The sequence below is a fragment of the Endothiovibrio diazotrophicus genome, from assembly GCF_054657215.1.
This window is the reverse complement of record NZ_BAAHXB010000022.1, coordinates 40924-61516: the sequence shown is the minus strand read 5'-3', so window position 1 is coordinate 61516 and position 20593 is coordinate 40924. Positions and strand designations below refer to the sequence as shown.

General features: G+C 69.1%; 18 protein-coding genes. 5 read left to right on the top strand and 13 right to left on the bottom strand.

Translation table 11 applies throughout. The features are described from left to right. Positions 1-270 (bottom strand): hypothetical protein (locus ACYQ2W_RS08290; RefSeq protein ID WP_459865173.1); only part of this gene is annotated, 270 nt, incomplete at its 3' end. A 203-nt stretch (positions 271-473) separates the two neighbouring features. Between ACYQ2W_RS08290 and ACYQ2W_RS08285 the strand changes: the two genes are divergently transcribed. Next, positions 474-1364, top strand: coding sequence for an SEC-C metal-binding domain-containing protein (locus tag ACYQ2W_RS08285; RefSeq protein WP_459865172.1), 891 nt, complete (start codon positions 474-476; stop codon positions 1362-1364). 694 nt (positions 1365-2058) lie between these two features. Here ACYQ2W_RS08285 and ACYQ2W_RS08280 read toward each other — a convergent pair. The 7 genes from ACYQ2W_RS08280 to ACYQ2W_RS08250 all read right to left on the bottom strand — a co-directional run bounded on the left by ACYQ2W_RS08280 (position 2059) and on the right by ACYQ2W_RS08250 (position 10034). Then, entirely contained in the window at positions 2059-2952 is an 894-nt protein-coding gene (locus ACYQ2W_RS08280) for a formylglycine-generating enzyme family protein (RefSeq protein WP_459865170.1), read from the bottom strand. Next, on the bottom strand, positions 2949-3158 hold the full coding sequence (locus ACYQ2W_RS08275) for an addiction module protein (RefSeq protein ID WP_459865169.1): 210 nt from the start codon (positions 3156-3158) through the stop codon (positions 2949-2951). The genes ACYQ2W_RS08280 and ACYQ2W_RS08275 overlap by 4 nt, the downstream gene beginning before the upstream one ends. Further along, positions 3155-3385: an AbrB/MazE/SpoVT family DNA-binding domain-containing protein gene (locus tag ACYQ2W_RS08270; RefSeq protein ID WP_459865167.1), complete on the bottom strand. Its 231-nt coding sequence runs from the start codon at positions 3383-3385 to the stop codon at positions 3155-3157. The genes ACYQ2W_RS08275 and ACYQ2W_RS08270 overlap by 4 nt, the downstream gene beginning before the upstream one ends. 301 nt (positions 3386-3686) lie before the next feature. After that, a complete protein-coding gene (locus tag ACYQ2W_RS08265; RefSeq protein WP_459865165.1) occupies positions 3687-6926 on the bottom strand; it encodes a formylglycine-generating enzyme family protein in 3240 nt (1079 codons plus the stop codon). 230 nt (positions 6927-7156) lie between these two features. Further along, positions 7157-8119, bottom strand: a complete 963-nt coding sequence (locus tag ACYQ2W_RS08260) for an AAA family ATPase (RefSeq protein WP_459865163.1) — start codon at positions 8117-8119, stop codon at positions 7157-7159. Then, positions 8116-9705 (bottom strand): trypsin-like serine protease, encoded by a 1590-nt coding sequence (locus tag ACYQ2W_RS08255; RefSeq protein WP_459865161.1) that lies wholly within the window; start codon positions 9703-9705, stop codon positions 8116-8118. The genes ACYQ2W_RS08260 and ACYQ2W_RS08255 overlap by 4 nt, the downstream gene beginning before the upstream one ends. A gap of 11 nt (positions 9706-9716) precedes the next feature. After that, positions 9717-10034, bottom strand: a complete 318-nt coding sequence (locus tag ACYQ2W_RS08250; RefSeq protein WP_459865159.1) for a trypco2 family protein — start codon at positions 10032-10034, stop codon at positions 9717-9719. Between the two features lie 365 nt (positions 10035-10399). Between ACYQ2W_RS08250 and ACYQ2W_RS08245 the strand changes: the two genes are divergently transcribed. Next, the gene (locus tag ACYQ2W_RS08245) at positions 10400-10804 is read left to right on the top strand and encodes a helix-turn-helix domain-containing protein (protein ID WP_459865157.1); all 405 of its coding nucleotides are present in this window, start codon (positions 10400-10402) and stop codon (positions 10802-10804) included. Positions 10805-10952: 148 nt separating this feature from the next. On the opposite strand, the gene ACYQ2W_RS08240 is transcribed toward ACYQ2W_RS08245, so the two are convergent. The 4 genes from ACYQ2W_RS08240 to ACYQ2W_RS08225 all read right to left on the bottom strand — a co-directional run bounded on the left by ACYQ2W_RS08240 (position 10953) and on the right by ACYQ2W_RS08225 (position 15608). Continuing rightward, positions 10953-11906 carry a hypothetical protein gene (locus tag ACYQ2W_RS08240; RefSeq protein ID WP_459865155.1) on the bottom strand — a complete coding sequence of 318 codons (954 nt, stop codon included), beginning with the start codon at positions 11904-11906 and terminating at the stop codon, positions 10953-10955. A 64-nt stretch (positions 11907-11970) separates the two neighbouring features. Next, positions 11971-12849, bottom strand: coding sequence for a M48 family metallopeptidase (locus ACYQ2W_RS08235; protein ID WP_459865153.1), 879 nt, complete (start codon positions 12847-12849; stop codon positions 11971-11973). Then, positions 12846-13511, bottom strand: coding sequence for an SH3 domain-containing protein (locus ACYQ2W_RS08230; RefSeq protein WP_459865150.1), 666 nt, complete (start codon positions 13509-13511; stop codon positions 12846-12848). The genes ACYQ2W_RS08235 and ACYQ2W_RS08230 overlap by 4 nt, the downstream gene beginning before the upstream one ends. 9 nt (positions 13512-13520) lie before the next feature. Then, positions 13521-15608: a CHASE2 domain-containing protein gene (locus ACYQ2W_RS08225; RefSeq protein WP_459865148.1), complete on the bottom strand. Its 2088-nt coding sequence runs from the start codon at positions 15606-15608 to the stop codon at positions 13521-13523. A 469-nt stretch (positions 15609-16077) separates the two neighbouring features. Between ACYQ2W_RS08225 and ACYQ2W_RS08220 the strand changes: the two genes are divergently transcribed. Together ACYQ2W_RS08220 and ACYQ2W_RS08215 are read left to right on the top strand one after the other, a co-directional pair. Beyond that, complete coding sequence (locus tag ACYQ2W_RS08220) at positions 16078-17523, top strand: circularly permuted type 2 ATP-grasp protein (RefSeq protein ID WP_459865174.1); 1446 nt, start codon at positions 16078-16080, stop codon at positions 17521-17523. Positions 17524-17655: 132 nt separating this feature from the next. Further along, the gene (locus tag ACYQ2W_RS08215; RefSeq protein WP_459865146.1) at positions 17656-18585 is read left to right on the top strand and encodes an alpha-E domain-containing protein; all 930 of its coding nucleotides are present in this window, start codon (positions 17656-17658) and stop codon (positions 18583-18585) included. A gap of 413 nt (positions 18586-18998) precedes the next feature. Here ACYQ2W_RS08215 and ACYQ2W_RS08210 read toward each other — a convergent pair whose 3' ends face one another. Then, positions 18999-19583: a Spy/CpxP family protein refolding chaperone gene (locus ACYQ2W_RS08210; protein WP_459865144.1), complete on the bottom strand. Its 585-nt coding sequence runs from the start codon at positions 19581-19583 to the stop codon at positions 18999-19001. A 179-nt stretch (positions 19584-19762) separates the two neighbouring features. Between ACYQ2W_RS08210 and ACYQ2W_RS08205 the strand changes: the two genes are divergently transcribed. Beyond that, positions 19763-20482: a response regulator gene (locus tag ACYQ2W_RS08205; RefSeq protein ID WP_459865142.1), complete on the top strand. Its 720-nt coding sequence runs from the start codon at positions 19763-19765 to the stop codon at positions 20480-20482. Positions 20483-20593: the final 111 nt, after the last annotated feature.

Genomic DNA, 20593 nt, shown 5'->3' with positions numbered 1-20593 from the left:
TCGACCAACCGTCTGCATATCCCCCTCCACTCTCTCCCTGGTGACGACGCTCCGCGTCGTCACCAGCCACCTTGGACGCTCTGCGTCCTTCTGAGCCTGGCGGCTTTCCGTAACGACCGAGCCGACGCGGAGCGTCCGGGGAGACGCCGCGGCCAACCGACCGGCCGCGGTCACCACGCGGAGCGTGGTAACCAGGGAAGCTCGACCAACCGTCTGCATATCCCCCCCCCTCTCTCCCTGGTGACGACGCTCCGCGTCGTCACCAGCCACCTTGGACGCTCTGCGTCCTTCTGAGCCTGGCGGCTTTCCGTAACGACCGAGCCGACGCGGAGCATCCGGGGGAGACGCCGCAGCCAACCGACCGGCCGCGGTTACCACGCGGAGCGCGGTAACCAGGGAAAACTTCGCCCCGCCCCGCGGATGGATCACAATAGCGCCCTTCGAAACCGGCGACCAAAGGGAGGGACGCATCCATGTCCGAGCCATCCATCCTGCACCACGACGAGGGCGACCACTACCACCTCCATCTCAACCAAGGCGAATGGGCTGGACGGCGCTACGCCGTCGAACTGCACGCCTGCGACAGCCCGCTCTGCCACTGCGGCGATGTGAACCTGAAATGTACCCCCATCCCCGGCGACGACGGGCACGACAGTGAGGAGGAAGTGCCGATCCCCACCTTCACCCTCGACCCCTTCGCCCACCGGACGATGACGGCCCCCGGCGAGCCACCGCCGCCGCCCCTGGCCGAGGCACTGCTCGTCCAATTCTCGGCGGACGATTGGAAAGAACTCGCCGACCACGTGATCGAGGCCAAGCGCCGCGGCATGGAACGGCTCGACCCCGCCACCGCCGACCTCGCCCCGCTGGGCGCCCGGGTGGCGGAAGAGCCGACCGCCATGATCGGCTACGCCGAACTCTTCCCCTACGAAGAGGAACTGCTGTTCTCCCGCGGCGACCAGCGCTGGCTCGCCGACGACCAGTACTGCGTCGACCCGAAGTGCAACTGCCGCCACACGGTCCTGAGCTTCACCCTCCTCCCCGAGGGGGAGCCCGCCGAACCGATCACGGAGGAGCAGTGGAGCGTCGGCCTCTTCAAGTACGACAGCGGAAAGATCGAACCCATCCCGCCGGCCCCACCGGGGTGGCCCGCGGTCGGGGAGCTGGTGGCCGCCCTCCTCGCCGACCGGCCGGGGCTCGTCGCGACCCTGAAACAGCGCCATGAACGGATGCGCACCTTCGCCCGCGAAGCCCTCAAGCAGGCCGCCCCGGCCAGGCCGGTGCGGCGGGCGACGAAGATCGGCCGCAACGACCCCTGCCCCTGCGGCAGCGGCAGGAAGTACAAGAAGTGCTGCGGCGCCTGAACACTCCCTTTTCCCCCGATCGTCGTGCCAAACGGAAACGGTGTCGCGGGGGGAAAAGGGAGCATTACAGGAGGGGGGCGTATTTGCACCACGGTCGATAGCGGGCGCCCCCGCGGGAAGGAGGGGCAACCCCGGCTCAACCACGCCCCGCGGCCTTGCGTTATAGGGCGTGCCGCGCGCGCCGTGCCGAACGAAGGCTCCCCGCCCCCGAGGCACGGGAATCGCCGACCGGGTCGCCCCGCCCAACCGCCACGGCGTCCACGGGGCGCCCGATGCCCCCCCTTCTGAGCATGGCGGCTTTCCGTAACGACCGAGCCGACGCGGAGCGTCCGGGGGAGATGCCGCAGCCAACCGACCTGCCGCGGTTACCACGCGGAGCGTGGTAACCAGGGAAGCTCGACCAACCGTCTGCATATTCCCTCCCCCCCTCTCTCCCTGGTGACGACGCTCCGCGTCGTCACCGGCCACCTTGGACGCTCTGCGTCCTTCTGAGCCTGGCGGCTTTCCGTAACGACCGAGCCGACGCGGAGCGTCCGGGGGAGACGCCGCAGCCAACCGACCGGCCGCGGTTACCACGCGGAGCGTGGTAACCAGGGGAAAAGGGAGTGCCGCTCCGCCCGGCCCGGTCACCGATCCGCGCGCTCCGCCTGCGCGGCTGCGTTGACCGCGCCGGGCTCCGCTCCTGCCTGCCGGCTCACGCCTGAACTCGGGCGCAGCGGAAGCCAAGGTAGTTGACACGGTCGCCAGGGGCGTCGCGGCTACGGCACGCGGCACGCACGCCGCGCGCGCCGTCGAACCACGACACGCCGCGAATCACCCGCAGCGCGCCGGCCCCCTCCGCCAGCCATGGCGCGCCGTCGGCCGGCGCACCCTCGTAACGCTCGTGCCAGTGATCCCCGGTCCACTCCCAGACGTTGCCCAGCATGTCGTAGAGCCCCCAGTCATTGGATGCCTTCCGCTTCACCGGGTGGGTGCCCGATTTTTCGTGCTCATATTGGCGATCGGAATAAAACGAAAGGTCCTCACCCTCCGCCAACTCGTACGCCTCGCCACTGTTGCCGCCATACCACGCGATCGGGTCCAGGGCCGGGGCATTGGCATCCCCGAGGATCTCCAGCTCACCCCCATGGATCGCCCCCTCCGTCCCCGCCCGGCAGGCGTACTCCCAGCGCGCCTCGCTCGGCAGCTCCAGCGCCAACCCCGGTATGCGCCGGTTGATCCGCTCGACGAACGCCTGCGCATCCTTCCAGCTCACCCGCTCTACCGGTCGCTCCGCACTCTGAAAACGGCTCGGGTTCTCCCCCATCACCGCCACCCACAGCGCCTGGGTCACCGGCGTATCGAAGAGCCAGAAACCGCGCTCGATGACGACCCGATGCCGCGGCCCCTCATCGTCATATCGCCCCACCTCATCCTCCGGCGACCCCATCCGGAACGCCCCCGGCGGACACCAGCGCAGCCGCTGCACCACCTCGTCCACCGCGATCTCCACGAACGGCCCGAAGCGGTCCTCACCCCAGCCGCTCGCCCAGTGGGGCGGGTGCCCGTCGGCCAGCGGGTGGCGGGAGTAGTCGATGGCGAGGTTCACACCGCCCCCAGGGCCTTCCGGGCCTTGGTCAACGCCTCACCCAACGGAACCGTCTCCACCTCACCCGCGTGCAGCTCGGCGGAACGCCGCTCCAGCTCCCAAGCCCACATCACCACAACCTCCTGCTCCACTCTCGGATCGAGACGATCGATCAACCGCCCGGCAAGCCGCGCCCTGCTCTCCTCCGGCAGGCCATCTCCGATCACTCGCCACCCCGTTGGCGAATCGCCCGCTCCATCTCTTCGAGCGAGACCCCTCGTTGCGCCTTGATCACCCCGAACGCCTTACGGATATCGCCACCGCGCTTACGCAGCACCGCATGGTCACCCTCCAACGAAAACTCCACCTGATCACCGGGATGGAGATCGAGTGCAGTTCGCAGATCGGAAGGGACGGTGACCTGGCCTTTGGGGGATAGCGTGGAGGAGTGCATGGAGGTTGCCTGGAGTGAGCGGGTTGTCTTGGAGGGTACTATAGCGGAACGAAGATGCATTATAGGGCGCGCCGCGCGCGCCATGCCGAACGAAGGCACCCCGCACCCGACATACGGGAATCGCCGACGGCGCAGCACCCCGCCCAACCGCCGCGGCGCCCACGGGACGCCCTATAGCGACCGCCGCCCCCTTCCTCAAATGCTCCCTTTTCCCCGGGACACCGGTTCCGATTCGCACGCGGATCGGGGGAAAAGGGAGTGCGCGGCTACGTTGGCCGGACGGGGCTCCGCTCCTGCCTGCTCACGCCTGAACTCGGGCGCAGCGGAAGCCAAGGTTGTAGCCACGGAAGCCAGGGACGAGGCGGAGACGGCACGCGGCGCGCACGCGGCGCGCGTCGTCGCGCCACGACCCGCCGCGAATCACCCGCTCCGCGCCGGCCTCTCCGGAAACCCGCGCCGAGCCGTCCTCCGGCGCCCCGTCGTAATTCTCTTGCCAATGATCCTCGGTCCACTCCCAGACATTTCCCAGCATGTCGTGGAGTCCCCAGGCATTGGGGCGTCTCCCTTTGACCTGCCGGGTGCCCGCCTTGGCGTGATCGTACTGCTTCTGCGGCCAACCGGAGCTATCCCGGCCCTTCGTCAAATCGAAGTTGTAACCACTGTTGCCGCCGTACCAGGCGATGGGATCAAGTGCAGGGGCATTGTTCTTCCCTTTGATCTCCAGCGCCCCGGTATAGACCGCCGTCTCCGTCCCCGCCCGGCAGGCGTACTCCCATTGGGCCTCGCTGGGCAGGGAGAGTCCCGGATTCTTGTCACGCTGATTGATCCGCTCGATGAACGCCTGCGCATCCTCCCAGCTCACCTTTTCCACCGGACGCTCCGGGCTCTGGAAGTCGCTCGGGTTCTCCCCCATCACCGCCACCCACAACGCCTGGGTCACCGGGGTATCGAACAGCCAGAACCCCTCCTCCAGCGTGACCGTATGGAGCGGGCCTTCGAAATCGTAGCGCCCCTGCTCATCCTCCGGCGACCCCATCCGGAAGCGTCCCGGCGGACACCAGCGCAGCCGCTGCACCACCGGCGGACCGCTCTCCGCCGCCACCTCGATCTCGCTCCACAGGCCGAAGCGGTCGCGGCCCATGGCGGCGGCCCACTCGGGCCGGTCGATCAGCCGCAGGGTGATCTCCTCGCGATCGCTGCGCAGGCGGATCATCGGTGCCGCCGGTAGGGCGAGGGCGGCCTCCTCGCCGGCGCCGTGCAGCGCCACCGCTGCGCCGCGTCCGCCCCGCCGGTCCGCGCGCTCCGCCTGCGCGTCCTCGGCCGGCCGTCCGGGCTCCGCTCCTGCCTGAACTCGGGCGCAGCGGAAGCCAAGGTCGTAGACACGGTAGCCAGGGGCGAGGCGGTCACGGCACGCGGCGCGCACGTCGCGCGCGAGGCTGAACCACGACCCGCCGCGAATCACCCGCTCCGCGCCGGCCCCCGCCGCCGGCCGGGCGGAGCCATCCGCCGGAGCGTCGCGGTAATCCTCGTGCCAACCGTCCTCGGTCCACTCCCTGACATTGCCGAGCATGTCGTGGAAACCCCACGGGTTGGGATGCTTTTCTCCAACCGGATGAGTTTCCCTTCCGCTGTTTTCCCCATACCACGCGACGAAGTCCAACCCCGTCTCCTCGCTGGAACCGGCGGTATCGCTGTAACGCGCGGTTTCTGTTCCTGCGCGACAGGCATACTCCCAACGCGCCTCGCTCGGCAGTTCCAATGCCAGATCGTTCACCTGCCGATTGATCCCCTCGACAAACCCCTTCGCCTCCTCCCAACTGACCTTCTCCACCGGTCGATTCTGACCTGTAAACCGGCTGGGATTGCTCCCCGTCACCGTCTCCCACAGCGCCTGGGTCACCGGCGTATCGAAGAGCCAGAAACCGCTCTCGATCGCCACCGGATGTTGAGGCCCCTCGTCCTCCCAACGCCCCGCCTCCCCCTCGGGGGAACCCATCAGGAACGCCCCCGGCGGGCACCAGCGCATCCGCTGACGCACCCGCTCGACGACGAACTCCACCCACGGCCCGTACGCGTCCTCGCCCCACGCATCCGCCCACTCCGGCGCCTCACCGGACAACCAAAACGGGTCCCCGCGCAGCACCTCGATCCACCCGTCGGCAGAGAGCAGGGAAGCCACCGGGCTGCCCCTTTCGACCGCCTTCTCCCCGGATACGAAGAAGAGCTGTCCACTGCGTTGTTCGACCCGCCAACGCAGGAGCTCGACCTCCTCCCCGACCGGTGCCATCCCGTCGTGCCACCGCTCCAGGGCGCGACAGGCCGCCGCCGTTTCCTCCGCGTCCCTTACGGTCTCGCCCATCCGCTCCACCACCCCTTCCACCCAGGCGCGGGCGCGGGGTCCGAGCGGCGCGCCACGGCCGGAACCGACCCGCTCCGCCAGATAGGTGAGCAGCCGCCGCCCCTCCCCTCGATCCTCGCGGAACATCGTATTGAGGACCTCGGCCTCATCGACCGGGACGATGGCGGAAAAGTCGGCCTCGTCGACCCACGGCCCCAGGTTGACCAGCCGCTCCAGCCAGATCTCGTAGGGGCGGTGGGCGAGCCACTCGCGCACCGCCTTCAGGGTACGCAGCCGCGCGCCCTCCTCCTCGCCCTCGAAGGCGACCGTGCGCTCCCGCGCCTCGTCGTGCTCCAACGAGGTGGCCACTACATCGGGCGCCGCCATCGCCGGGTGCTGCCACACCCACGCCTCCAGCCGCGCCGGGCCGCCGCCGAGGGCGAGACGCACCGCCCGCAGCAGCCCCGGTTCGATCCGCCCGGCGACGCTCAGGTGGTTCAACAGCCGCTCGCCAAGGCGCTCCAGCGCCTCGGCGTCGAGCGGCGGCGGGGCCGGATGTTCCCAGGAGAGGAGACGGAAGTGGGTGGCCACCGCGGGCGGACACTCCGCCGGGGCGCAGGGGAGCAGGGCGAAACACGCGGCCCCCGCATCGCGCAAGCCGGCACCGTAGTCAGCCCAAAAGCCGACGGCCCGCCCGCCGTCGATGGCCAACGCCCCCAGATCGCCCAACACCAGCACCTGATCCCCCGGTAGAGGGGTCAGGGGTGAGAGGGTACCGTCGGGGTGGTGGACCAAAGGCCGGTCGTAGAGGTCGCTATGGAGGACACTGAAAAAGCCCCGCGCAGGGTAGAGGGCGCGCAACGCATCGTGGACCATCGCCTGGTCCCGCAGATAGGGGGCGAGGCGGTCGTTACGGTCCTCGATGACGTAGAGACTCGCGCCCCAGCCGGGACGGTCGCGCCGCGGCAGCCGCCCCAACGGCTCGCCCCGCCCGACCCGCTCGACGATCCGCTCCAGGTCGTAGGCGCCGCCGGGGCGCCCCTCGGCCAGGGCGGCGCGCAGCCGGGGGACGATCGTCGAAAAAGGGGCGAGATAGGGGTAGGCGGGTGCAGGCCGCAATGGCCGGGTCGGGCATTCAACCAGCGGGTTCTCGCGATCGGCGCCGGGAGTCTCGATGGTCCGTTGCCGGTAACGCACCGGCATCCAGAAGGGGACCGGAGGCCGCGGGAGATCGGCAGGCGGGGCCTCGGAGGTGATATCTCCGGAAAGCTCACCGCCAACCGCAACCGTGGACGCAACTCCGCCTTCGAGGTGCAGAGTCTGCGGTTTCGGTCTCCGGAAACCAAGATCTTGCGCCACCCCGTCGGGCAGATCTCCGCCATGAAGAACCAGCGCCCGCAACAGGTCGGCGCGACCAATCCCGCCGCGCTTCATCAGACCGCTTCGCCCTTGCGCAGGATGAAGGGACGAACCCTCTCCAGCAGCTCGTCCGGCGCCTCCCCCGCCGCGGCACTCAGCTCCTCCACCGCGCGCAGCAGGTCCAGATACTCCGCCTGCCCCGGCAACGGGTGGTGACCCGCCGCACGGGCGGCGCTGCGATCCTTCACCAAAAACCCCGCCGCCGTCTCCAGCACCCCGTCGTCCAAATCGGTATGGGCCTTGCCCCGCGCCCTGAGCAGCCCCTTCAGTTCGTCGGCCTCCTCCGGCAGGGTAAGCCGCAGCACCACGCAGCGGCGGACGAAGGCGTCGGGCAGACTCCGCTCCCGGTTGGAGGTGATCACCACCAACGGCGCCACCGCCCCGACCCGCACCCGGCCGCCCCACCCCTCGGGCTGGAAACTCCCCTCGCCCAACGCCTCCAACAAGCCGTTGGGCACATCGACCTCGGCCTTGTCGATCTCGTCGATCAACACCACCACCCCGTTCTCCGGGTTCCCCTCGTCGCGCTGACGGGGCTTCTCGGCCAACGGCAGCCCCGCCGCGGAGTCCCAGTCGAAGCCCCACCAGAGGGGGCCGGGGCGCAGGTAGCGGCGGGGCTCCAGATGCTCCTCCAGCCCCCCTTCACTCCACTCGCGACTCCCCGCCACCTGCGCCTCCGCCAACCGCGCCACCGGATCGAACCGCCACAACAGATCGCGGGACTCGCTGCGCGAATCGACGGTGAAGCGGACGAAGGCCCTACCCAACGCCTTGGCCGCCGCCCGCGCCAGCTGGGTCTTGCCCACCCCCGGTTCGCCGGTGAGCAGCAGCGGCCGGCCGCAGGCGATCGCCGTATTGAGCGCGTGGATGTGCCCTTTTTCGAACAGGTGGTGGAACTGCCGGTCCGCTCCGCCTCCACTGAGTCGGACCGCAAGATCGGGTTGAACGGGGATGAATCGCGTGGAGGGAGTGGTCATTCGGCAGAGTCCTCGCTGTCGGAACGGGCGATCCGGGCACGTTGCGCGTTGTAGATGATTTTATGAAGCATCGAGATGGTCCCCTTGCGTCTCCAGTCGGTGTCCTCGGCGACATCGAAAAGGAGGAGAGGGGGACACCAGCGGTGGAGGTCCACCATCGCGGCATCACCGCCCGGTTCGCCGTTCCCCGGCAGACGGACGTAGAGACTCCCGCCCAGTTCGCCCTTCGCGTTGCGCAGATGGCGGGCGATCATCCTGCCTTGGGCTTCATGCTCCAGCGGATCGTCGGAATCGGTCAGTACATCGGAGAGGGCCAGCCCCGTCTCCGAGTCGGCGACATGCCGCGCCACCTGCATCCGGATCAATCCGGGAAAGGCGGCACGCCCCGGTTTCAGCTTGGCCACCGCCGCCTCCGCGGCATCCCGCTTCGCCCCCTCGCCGCGTTCGTCCAAACCGTTGCCGTGTTCCGGGGTGATGTCCAACGGAGAATACAGACGCTTCCCGCGCGAGCGGAGGCGCACGTCCCGCTCCTCGGCCCGCGCCGCTTGCGCCTCCACGTCCACCTCTTCAGGAGCTGCGGCGACCATCTTGATGGGAGGGGCAGCACGGTCCTGTGCGTAGACGCCGGGAACCGGGATGGAGTCCCGGTCGGCGGCGATCAGGCAGAGCCAGACGTTGGCGATCCGCTCGATCGCCTCCATCTCCGCCGGAGTCCGCCGCTTCAACAGGCGGTTCAGGCAATCCCCCAGGCAGTCCACGACCTCATCGCTGGAGGCGTTGAACATGGCGTCGGCGAGCAGGACCGCATCGCCAACCTGTTGGTGACCGCCGAATGCGTCCAGAAAGGCCGCAACAAGCTGCTCATAGAGCCTTGGGAGGGCGCGAAGATCGTTGATCACCGCTGCCCGGCGTTCGTTCCACACGGCATTTCTCGCATCGGGATTCGCCATGCCGAGCAGTTCACGGAGTGAACGCCCTTCCGCTCCGCCCGCCGTGTCGAGCGCATCACTGACGAACGAGCCGACCAGACCCGCCCCGGACTCACCGGTATTGACCTTGATCGCCACCGCCGAAAGCCGCCCGCCGACGAAGATCGGCGAACCGCTGAACCCCTTCCACGACGCATCCTCCTTCAGGGTTACCGTGGTGCTGGAGAAGCTCGCCCGCCGCTTCTCCGCCCGGTAGTGGCCGACCCGCCCCATGGGGGAGAGTTCCCGGCGCCCTTCGCTCTCCCCCGGCAAGATCCCCGAAAAGCCGTAGCCGCTCCACGCCTCCTCCGGCGTGGGGCGGTTGCCCGCCAGCACCTCACCGGCGTGCGGCGCGTCACCGAACAGGGTGTCGCATCGAATCAGCGCGATGTCGAGATCCCGATCGTCCCACCGGATCCGCTCTCGCGAGACCTCTTCAACGACGTCTCCGCAGCTCACCCGAATGGACGCGGAGGCGTCAACCCCCTCGCCAAAGAGCACGTGACGCGCAGTCAGCACCCAATGCGGGCCGATGCCGTAGCCCGAACCGAACTTGAATTTGCCGTCTTCCCGACGGATGCGGATCTGCACGCTGTATTCGGCGTTCAGGCCACCCATCGCTCAGCCCCTCACTCGTCGATGACCGCGTCCACGTCCAGCGGAGCGTTGGGATCGCCTCCGTGATCGTCGGCGGACTTCGGCTTGAGCTTCAAGCGGATCTTCTGGGTGAGCGCGTCGCTGACACTTCCCTTCACCTCGCTGGTGACCACGAAGAACTTGGCGCCGACCTTGCCCTCCCCCTGTTGCACCGTCTGGATGTCGAGCTCCAGCTCCACCTCCTCCACGGTGAAGCGGATCGCCTCCCCCGCTCCCTCCTTCTGAGCCCGATTCAGCTCTGCCCGCAGGGCGCCGATCATCGTCGCCAACTCCAGCCGCTTCTCGTCCATCGTTCCTCCCGGTTTCCCGTACCAAAGCCCGTATTGCGCCGTATTCCGGAGGGGTATTGATAACAAACGGCTGCTCGAATTGATGTAGGAATTTTCTGAATTTAGAGGTCCGGCAAGCAGTTTCGAGCGAGCAAATCCGGATAGACGGAGAAAATCCACGCCCTTGCACCCTATCCAAAGGTGCTCAGTCAATCCGCGGAAATCTGCGTTAATCTGCGGTTGATTCGCTTTTGGGGCGTCCGGGAGGAGCCATGAGCCGGACGAAGGCACCTCACGTCAAACGCACGGGAACCGCCGACCGCCCATCCGCCCCCAACCTCCGCGGCGCCCGCGGGGCGCCCTATAGCGCTGTTGGAGAGACAGAGATGACGGAAGTCGAACCAGCCATCGACGGCCGGGAGCGCGTGGCCCCGCTGTCGCGCAGTCCCGAGTCGTCGGCGGACTACGAGCGCCTGGTGGAGGCGTTGGACGAGGTGCTGGATGCCGGCGGCGCCGACGAAACCTCGCCCCTGGCACCGCTGGCCGAGCTGCTCGGCGACCGGGTGGCGGAATGGGAACACGAGCATCTGGAGGATTCGCCGCCAGCCAGCGGCATCGAGATGCTTCGGCATCTGATGAGGGAGCATGGCCTCAGCCAATCGGATCTGCCTGAGATCGGCAGCCAGGGGGTGGTGAGCGAGACCCTGCGCGGCAAGCGGCCGCTCAACCTGCGACAGATCCGTGGGCTGGCCGAGCGCTTCGGCGTGCCGGCGGGGTGGTTCGTGGGGTAAGGGGGGATCGGCAGGCGTTCCGCAACCCCGGCCCCGCTGCCTTCGTTCATGTCGCCGCGGTAGCGGCGACCTACGTTGCGCGGGTCGCCGCGTGGAGATGGGAATCTTCGATGCCGCCTGCTCCGGGGGCCGCCGCGGCTCCGGGAGTTCAGTTCGCCTTGACGGTGACGTTGAGCTTCTTCCAGGTCCCCGCCGGATCCATCACCCCGCCCATCACGATCGCCATCACCGGTACCGCCTCCGCGGGGTGGAGGCCGATCGTCAGGCGGTTCGGCTCGTCGATGAAGCGGCCGATCTCGTCGAGGGCGGCCCGGGCGAACTCGTGGGGCCGGCCGGCGGCGGCCTGATTGGCGCCGCTGGCGAGTTCGGCCTTCCACTTCGCCTTCACCTCGTCGACGCTGATCCCCTCCCGTTCGGCGGCCTCGCCGATCGCCTTTTCCGCCATGCCGTCATCATCGTAGTGCAGCTCGATGCGCTTCAGCGTCAAGCCGAGACCGGCGTTCTGCGCGGTCTCGGGATTGCGCAAGGCGGCCGCGTCGAAGTTGCCGAGGTCGGCGGAGAAGCCGAAGGTGAACTGGTCGCGCAGGGTGTTGGCGGCGGTGAACTGGAGACTCTTCTGCTCCGGCTGGTGGTCGAAGTCGGCCTTCAAGTCCATCACGAATTCGTCGCCGTAGCCCATCCTCGCGGCCGTCTTGCGCTCCGCCTCGCTCGCCCTGGAGAGGTCCAGCGGGACGTGGAAACCGGCCATCTCGAGGTTGAAGCGCTTCGGCGGGACCTCCTCCTGGTAGGCGTCCACATCGAACGTCACCCGGTCGATGGTGATGCCGCGCTTGGCGTCGATGGTCATCCCCGCCTTCGGGGTCATCTCGGCGAGGCTCTTTTCGCTGGGCAGGATCTTCATCGACTCGATGACCACCTCGTTGCCGAACAGCGCGGCGTCCACGCCGCCGTAGGTGACGGTGATCTTGCCGCCCTCCATCGCCTTGGCGATCCCGCGATCGACCTGCTCGCGGGCCAGCGAGTTCTTGTGATAGGAGGCGCCGGCATAGCCGACGAAGAGGAGTGCGGCGACGGTCGCCGCCCCGATCAGGGGTTTGTTCATGGTTACGTACCTGTATGTAAACACTAATCAGACGGGCCGCATCTCAGCGGTCCCGACAACGATGTCACATCGACCTTTTGAAACGTTGGGTGCGCGCCTTGCCCTCCTCGCCGCTCAGCGATTCGGCGGCGAGCACCTTCTTCACCTTGTCGAGGCGCGCGGTAGGCGCCGGGTGGGTGGCGGCGAACCCCTGGTGTTCGCCCGCCTTCTGGTTGCGCGCCGCCAGCCGTTGGAGGAGCGCCGTGGCCGCCGTGGGGTCGTAGCCGGCGCGGTAGAGGATGCGCACCGCCTCGCGGTCGGCGTCGAACTCCTGGTCCTGGGAGTAGCCGTTGACCACCAGCTTCTGCACGACGGCGCTCACCGACTGGGAGAAGAGGTGGCCCATCGCCCCCGCCCCGCCCATCTTCCGGCTCAGCTGCGCCTCGCCGACGATCGCCCCCGCCTCGGTGAAGTTGGCGGTCTTCAGCACCGCCACCCCGTGGCCCAGGGCGACGTGGGCGATCTCGTGGGCAACCACCGCGGCGAGCTGCTCCTCGTTCTGCGCCAGGGCGACCAGCCCCTCGGTGAGCAGGATCATCCCGCCGGGGGCGGCGAAGGCGTTGGGCGCCTTGCCCTTGATGATCCCCACCCGGTAGCCGGCGTAGGTCTCCGGCAGGCTGGAGTAGCGGGCCAGGTAGGTGGCCAGGGTGGTGAGGTAGACGCTCTTCTTCTTGTCGCGCACCAGCGGATAGGCCTCGAAGAGCTGCGCCGCCACCGCCCGTCCCAGGTGGTACTGCTGCTGCGGCGTCACCTCCTTCAACCCCTTCAGCGCTGCCGAGCCTGCGCGCATCGCGGTGTTCAGGTCCAGGCCGCCCAAATCGAAGGCGCGGGCTGGCAGGGTCGTCACCGCCGCGGCGGTCAGCAGCATCGCAATTGCGATGCGACGAATGGACAACACGTTCACTTGAAGAGTCCTCCCAGGTCATCGAGCACCCCGCCCACCGCGTCCTTGGTCTGGTCCGCCAGACCCGCCTCCTTCGGCGCCTGATAGGCGCGGGCGACCAGTTTTCCCTGGTCGGCGAATTTGCGCACCGCCTTGTCGCTCACCGCCCGCTTCTCCAGCCAGTCGACCGCGGCGAAGTCGTACTTGCCGCCCGCCGCCAGCGCCCGCTCGCCCTCCTCGTCGAACCCCTTGCCGGCGAGGGTGATCTCGTCCCGGGAGTAGCCCGCCCCGTCACCACCCGAGGTCCCGCCGGAGGTGCCGAGCCCCGGCAGCCCACCAAACAGCCCGCCCAGCGGGTTGGCGGCGGGGGCCGCCCGGCTCCCGCCGGAGGCCTGTTGCGGGGCGCTGCCGCCGGCCGCCGCGCAGTCGACGAGCACCCCGCCGTGGATCCAGCCGCTGTGGCCGCCGACGCTCACCTTCGCCCAGCCGGCTTCGGTGGACTCCACCTTCAGCCGCGCCGGCCGGGTGACCTCCGCCACCGCCGCGGCGACGTAGCGCGGCGCCTCGCGCAGCACCGTCTTCTGCATCGCCAGGCACTGCTCGCCCGCCGTCGCCCCCAGCGGCAGCAGCGCCGCCGCCATCCCCCATGCGCGGCCGTACCGCGCCCATCGCCGGTCGATCATCGGCTTCCCCTATTTGGTGGTATGTCGATAGACCCCGTCCCACGCCGCGGGCGGGCTCCGCTCGTAATTCCGCGCCCGCCGGGCCATCACCCGCGAGACCGGATCGTCGAATTCATCGGCCAGCGCCGCGAAGCGCCCGGCGGCGGGGCCGAAGCGGCCGGCAAGGTAGTCGGCGAACGCCGCCGCGTAGCCCTCGATCAGCCGCCGCTCTGCCTCGCCGGCCTCCTCGCGCAGGGCCAGCGGCTGGTATATGGAGACCGGCTCGGAGCGTCCCTTCACCGTCACCCGGTCGACCTCGCGCCCCGCCAGCACGCTCGACGCCTCCTCCCAGGCGGCAGCGCCGAAGAGCATGAAGCTTCCGTACTGCTTGTTCAACGACTCCAGCCGCGCCGCCTGATTGACCGCGTTGCCGATGGCGGTGTACTCGAAGCGCTCCGCCGAGCCCACCACCCCGGTGACGCAGCGACCGCGGTCGACGCCGATGCGCAGCGCCACCTCGTGGCCCAGCTCGCGGCGGATCTCCCCGGCGAACGCCGCGAAGGCGCGGTCGATCGCCCAGGCCGCCCGTGCCGCCCGCGCGGCGGGCGCCGGGCACCCCTGGGGCGCCCCCCAGAAGCCCATGGCGGCGTCGCCGATGAACTTGTTGAGGGTGCCCGCCTCGGCGCGGATCGCCTCGTGGACCAGCCCGTAGTAGCGGTTGAGCAGCGGCTGGATCTCCTTGCCGAGGATCTCCGAGAGGGTGGTGAAGCCGGCCAGATCGCAGAACAGCACCACCAGCTCCCGCTCGTGGGGCTCGAACACCAGTTCGCGTTGCTGCACCAGCGACTGGGCGATCTCCGGCGAGACCATCCGCTCGAAGATCCCCAGGGTGGTACCCAGCTCCACCTCCTTGGTGGTGAAGCGGTGCAGCACGCCCCAGATCAGCCCGCCGCCGACCAGCGCGCCGAGCGGCTGCCAGGGGGGCAGCCATCCCCACCAGAGCAGCCCGAGGCTCACCGCATAGAGCGCCAACAGGGTGCCGGCGGTCCAGCCCACGGCCCGCCACAGGGTGTCGGCACGCGCCGCCAGGGTGAAACCGCCGACGGCCGCCAGCGCCAGGAGCACGCCCGCCACCCACGGCGCCGCGCGCAGGAAGCGCCCCTGCAGGGCGGCGTCGAGTACCACCGCGTGGAACACCATGCCCGGCGCCTGGCCGGCAAAGGGAAAGGGCTTCAGGTCGTAGAGCCCCGGCGCGGTGTAGCCGATCACCACGTAGCGGTCGCCGAACGCCTCCGGCGGCACGCTCGGCGCCTCGCCGCGCAGCAGCCGGGCGGCGGAGTCGACCACCGCCGAGGCGGAGTACCAGCGAAAGTGGCCACCGTCGCCGGGGAACCAGGGGCGGGCCAGCCCCCGCCCGTCGAGGGGGATCTGCAGGTCGCCGAAGCGGACCCGATCGGCGCGCCACTCGACCGGCCCCGCCCCCGCGGCCAGCGGCGCGAAGGGCAGCGACGGGATCACCCCGCCCGCCGCCGTGCGCAGCAGCGGCGGGGTGGCGCGAAACAGGTGGTCGACGTCCTGCACGCCGGTGACCGCCCCCTCGCCGATGCCGCGCTCCACCAGCGCCGCCACCGGGCGGTCGATGCCGGGGAGGGTGTAGGCGCCGGGCGGCGGGGTCACCGCCAGCGGCGCGGCCACCGCGTCCCGCCCCGCGCCGACCGCGACCCACGAGCGGCCGGCGTGGCGCAGCGCCTCGCCGAAACGGCGGTCCTGCTCCTCGCCGTAGGGGGTGCGGTTGTTGAACAGGATGTCGATGAGCACCGCCCGCGCGCCGCCATCGCGCGCGTACTGCGCCATCATCCCGTAGAGTTCGCGGGGCAGCGGGAAGCCGACCCCGGCCGCCTCGAAGGCGTCGAGGCTCGCCTGATCGACCTCGATCAGCACCACCCGGTCGCTCGACCGGTATCCCTGCCAATCGGCGATCCACCCCAGGTGGCGATCCAGCGCCTTGGCCACCACCCCCTCGACGAACGGGGTCAGACCGACGAAGGCGGCGACCGCCAGCGCGAACGCCAGGGGCACCGCATGGCGGGCGAGCGAGCGGGGAGACCTCCGCGCCATCAACGGATCCCCCCGATCCGCCGCGCCGCTGCCCACACCGTCCCTCGTGCCACTCCACTCACCATCCGCCCCCCCAACAAGTGCGCGGATAATGACACAATCCTAAAGAAACTGAGAGCCCCACCCGTGGCCGCACCCCGCGATCAAGGGGGTAGGTCGTCGCTACCGCGGCGACGCAAACGGGGGCAGCGGCGGGAAGGGATACGAGGTTGTTTCCGAGCGGGGCGTCCCGTCCGGACGGAGTGGGCGGCGGGTTTATCCACGGTGCCACCGTTCGCGTCGCCGCGGTAGCGGCGACCTGCGCCACCCCTTAGCGGCGTAGACAACCCCGTCGACCTTGAGTAGCCTGAAGCAGGCCGCGCCAGACCCCACCGAAGGCACGCGCCCACCCTTCTCTGCCACACCTTCTTCGGGAGCCACTGTTTTGGCCGGCAACTCTCAGGAACGCCCCGGCGGGGCCTCTGCCTACATCGACTGGAATCTCTACGATCCCGGCGCCTTTCACGACGAACTGATCAGCACCCCCGGCAACGCCCGCGCCGCGGCCCGCGGGGTGGTCTCCTACCTGCGCAAGTTCACCGGCCGCCACCTGGCGATGCGCCAGCGGGCGGCGGAGACGGCGATCCAGGAGATGGGGGTCAGCTTCACCATCTACAGCGAGGGGGAGAACATCGACCGCTCCTGGCCGATGGACATCATCCCGCGGGTGATCGCGCTGAAGGAGTGGCAGCGGCTGGAGGAGGGGCTGATCCAGCGGCTCACCGCGCTGAACCTCTTCATCGACGACCTTTACAACGATCGGAAGATCATCAAGGACGGCATCTTCCCCGAGGAGATCGTGCTCGGCTCGAAGGACTTCCTGGAGGCGTGTATCGGCGCCAAGCCGAAGTACGGGGTATGGGCCAACATCTGCGGCTCCGATCTGGTGCGCGACCGCGACGGCACCGTCTACGTGCTGGAGGACAACCTGCGCGTCCCCTCCGGGGTCTCCTACATGCTGGAGAACCGGGCGGTGACCAAGCGGGTGCTGCCCCAGCTCTTCCGCAAGCACAGCATCCTGCCGGTGGACGACTACACCTCACAGCTCTACGACATGCTCTCCTCCCTCTCGCCGCGGGCGGTGGAGAACCCGGAGGTGGTGGTGATGACCCCGGGGATCTTCAACTCCGCCTACTTCGAGCACGCCTATCTCGCCCAGAAGATGGGCGCCGAGCTGGTCGAGGGGGCGGACCTGGTGGTGGGCGACGACGACTGCGTCTACATGAAGACGATCAACGGCCTGGAGCGGGTCGACGTCATCTACCGCAGGATCAACGACGACTTCCTCGACCCGGAGACCTTCCGCGCCGACTCGCGGCTCGGCACCCCGGGGCTGTTCCGCGCCTGGCGCAAGGGCAACGTGGCGCTGGCCAACGCCCCCGGCGCGGGGGTGGCCGACGACAAGGTGGTCTACACCTACGTGCCGAGAATCATCAAATACTATCTCGACCAGGATCCGATCATCCCCAACGTCCCCTCCTTCCTCTGCGTCGACCCGCAGCAGCGCGAGCACGTGCTGGCCAACCTGGAGACCATGGTGGTCAAGCCGGCCAACGAGTCGGGGGGCTACGGCATGCTGGTGGGCCCGGCCTCGACCAAGGCCGAGCGCGCCGCCTTCGCCGAGCTGATCCAGAAGAGCCCGCGCAACTACATGGCGCAACCGGCGCTCTCGCTCTCCACCGCGCCGACGCTGTGTGAGCACCACATCGAGCCGCGCCACCTCGACCTGCGCCCGTTCATCCTGCAGGGCGAGGGGCACTACGTCACCGCCGGCGGACTCACCCGGGTCGCCCTGCGCAAGGGCTCGCTGGTGGTCAACTCCTCCCAGGGCGGCGGCAGCAAGGACACGTGGGTCGTCGATACGGAGGCGAAGTGAGATGCTCTCGCCAACATCATTATTTAACCGCAGATTAACGCAGATTGGCGCAGATCAAATGGGAAAAATCTGCGTTCATCTGCGTTAATCCGCGGTTCGTCTGCTCCTGTTGTCTGGTGCTGGATAGATACAATGCTTTCACGTGTCGCAGAACGTCTCTACTGGTTCGCCCGCTACGTCGAGCGGGTGGAGAACACCGCCCGCCTGATGCTGGTGCGCCACCAGCTGATCCTCGACCTGCCGACCACCGTGCAGCCCGGCTGGGAGCTGCTGGTCAAGGTGCTCGGCGCGGAGGCCGCCTACGCCGAGCTGCACGGTGGGCGGCCGACCGAGAAGAACGTCATCCGCTTCGTCTTCGGCGACCGCGACAACCACAGCTCGATCCTCAGCTCGCTGGGGGCGGCGCGGGAGAACGTGCGCACCTCCCGCGAGGTGTTGCCGAGCGACACCTGGGAGCGGGTCAACAGCCTCTACCTGAGCGTCGCCCAGCGCGCCAACCGCGAGCTGCCGCGGAGCGCCCGCCACAAGGTGCTCAACGACGTCATCCAGCGCTGCCAGCAGCTCACCGGCATGCTCGCCGGCTGCATGACCCACGACGCCGCCTACCAGTTCATCCGCATCGGCCGCAACCTGGAGCGCGGCGACATGGGCAGCCGCATCGTCGACGTCGGCGGCAGCGACCTGATGGGCGACGACGAGGAGCGCCGGCCGTTCCGCAACGCCCTGTGGATCAGCGTGCTCAAGTCGCAGAGCGGCTACCAGGCCTACCGCCTCAACGTACGCCACACGGTGCGCCCGGAGGACGTGCTGGAGTTCCTGCTGCGCAACCCGCTGTTCCCCCGCTCGCTGCTCCACACCCTCGGCGAGATCGCCACCAGCATGGAGCGGCTGCCGCGCCACGAGGAGCCGTTGGAGTTCATCCGCGAGACCGAGCGCAAGCTCGCCGCCACCGACGTGGGCCAGTTGCGCGGCGAGGAGCTGCACCAGTTCATCGACAACGTCCAGCGCTGCCTCAACGAGGCCCACGGGGCGATCAGCGGCACCTGGTTCCATCCCGACTAATGGAAAACGGCGCCTGGAGCGAAGCACGGCGCTTGGGGCGCCGTGCTTCGCTCCAGGCGCCGTTTTCCATCATTTGCGTTGAATAATCGGGTAGGGTGTGCCGACGAGAGGAGGCGCACCACTCTCTACGGAGTGGCGCGCCTCGAAGATATCGGGAGGGTGTGGCTCTTGTCCTCGGCACACCCTGCTGTTCGGCGACGGCTCGACCGATCCGAGCCAAGCGCACCACATGGGGCGGATTGACGATGGCGTAATCCGCTGGAGCGGAACGGCCTCCATCGGCGGTGCCCCCGTTCACGGCGGATTACGCTATCGCTAATCCGCCCTACGGGCCGGTCCGATCGCGGCGCTGTGGGAAGGCCGACCGGCGGTTGCCGGGCCGGCCCTCCTCCGGGCCTCATCGGGCATGTGGGCTACCAGCCGTAGGGGCCTTGGCCCATACCGCCGCCGCGGCCGTAGCCGGCGCCGGGGCCCATCCCCTGGCGCGGGCCGCCGCCGAAGCCGCGACCGGCGCCGGGCCCGTACTGGGCGAGCACCGCGCGCTGCTCATCGGTGAGCACCGCGTCCAACTTCTTCGCCTCCGCGGCGAAGACCTTCATCTCTTCCAGGCGGGCGGTCATCAGCGCCACATGCTGGTCGGTGCGATCGGTCAGCGAGCTGCTGGTGCGCAGCGCCTGCATCTGCTGGCGATGGGCCTGACGCTGTTCCGCACGGCCCTTCAGCGCGGTCTTGAACGCCTCCCAGGCCGGCTTCTGCTCATCGGTCAGGTTGAGCAGCGGCTCCACCCGGGCCAGCCGCGCATCGACCCGGGCCGCCGGGTCCTGGTTGAAGCGGCCGTAGCCGGCGCCGGGGCCCATCCCGGAACCCGCGTTCGGGCAGCCGCCGCGGCCGTAGCCGGGACCGCCGCCGTAGCCGGGGCCGAAGGCCTGGACGCTGGCGGCAACGCCGATACCGAGGGCGGCAAGGGTGGCGAGGGTGATCTTGGTGGCGGTTTTCATGGCTTCTCTCCTGTGAGGGTCGGGGATCAAGAGGAGACGTTTCGTCTCTCTCTGGTGATAATGAAACCATCCGGCGGTAACCCCGCCGTTGCCGAAACCGGCCGTTTTGTAACCCTCCGTTACCGATCCCGGAACCGTTACACTCGGTTACAAATCTCTCCCGAATTTCCCGAAGGGCCATGAACGACGACACGCACATCCTGGTGGTGGACGACGACCCGCAGCTGCGCCAACTGCTCGAGGAGTACCTGAGCGGCAACGGCTTCCGGGTCAGCGGCGCGCGCGACGGCCGCGCCATGTGGCGCGCGCTGGAGTCGACGCGGGTCGACCTGGTGATCCTCGACCTGATGCTGCCGGGGGAAGACGGCCTGACGCTGTGCCGCAACCTGCGCGCCCGCTCCGAGGTGCCGATCATCATGCTCACCGCCCGCGGCGAGGAGACCGACCGCATCGTCGGCCTGGAGATGGGCGCCGACGACTACCTGGCGAAGCCGTTCAACCCGCGCGAGCTGCTGGCGCGGATCAAGGTGATCCTGCGCCGGGTGCGGGTGCAGGGGGAGACCACCCCGCTCTCCGGGCTGCGCGAGGTGCGCTTCGAGGGGTGGACGCTGGAGGTGACCGCCCGCCACCTGATCGACCCGCAGGGGGTCGTGGTGAGCCTCTCCGGCGGCGACTACCGGCTGCTGGAGCTGTTCCTGGAGCGCCCCAACCGGGTACTCAAACGGGATCTGCTGATCGAACTGCTGCAGGGCAAGGAGGCGCTGCCCGACGATCGCGCGGTGGACGTCCAGGTGAGCCGCCTGCGCCGCCGGCTGCGCGACGACGCCTCCGAACCGCGCTTCATCAAGACCATTCGCGGCGAGGGCTATCTGTTTGCCGCCAAGGTGGAGAAGGGGTGAAGGCGTGGCGTAGGTCGTCGCTACCGCGGCGACGCAAACGGAGGCACCGCGGACAAGCCCACCGCCCAACCCGTCCGACCGGGACATCCCGCTCGGTAACGACCTCGCCCC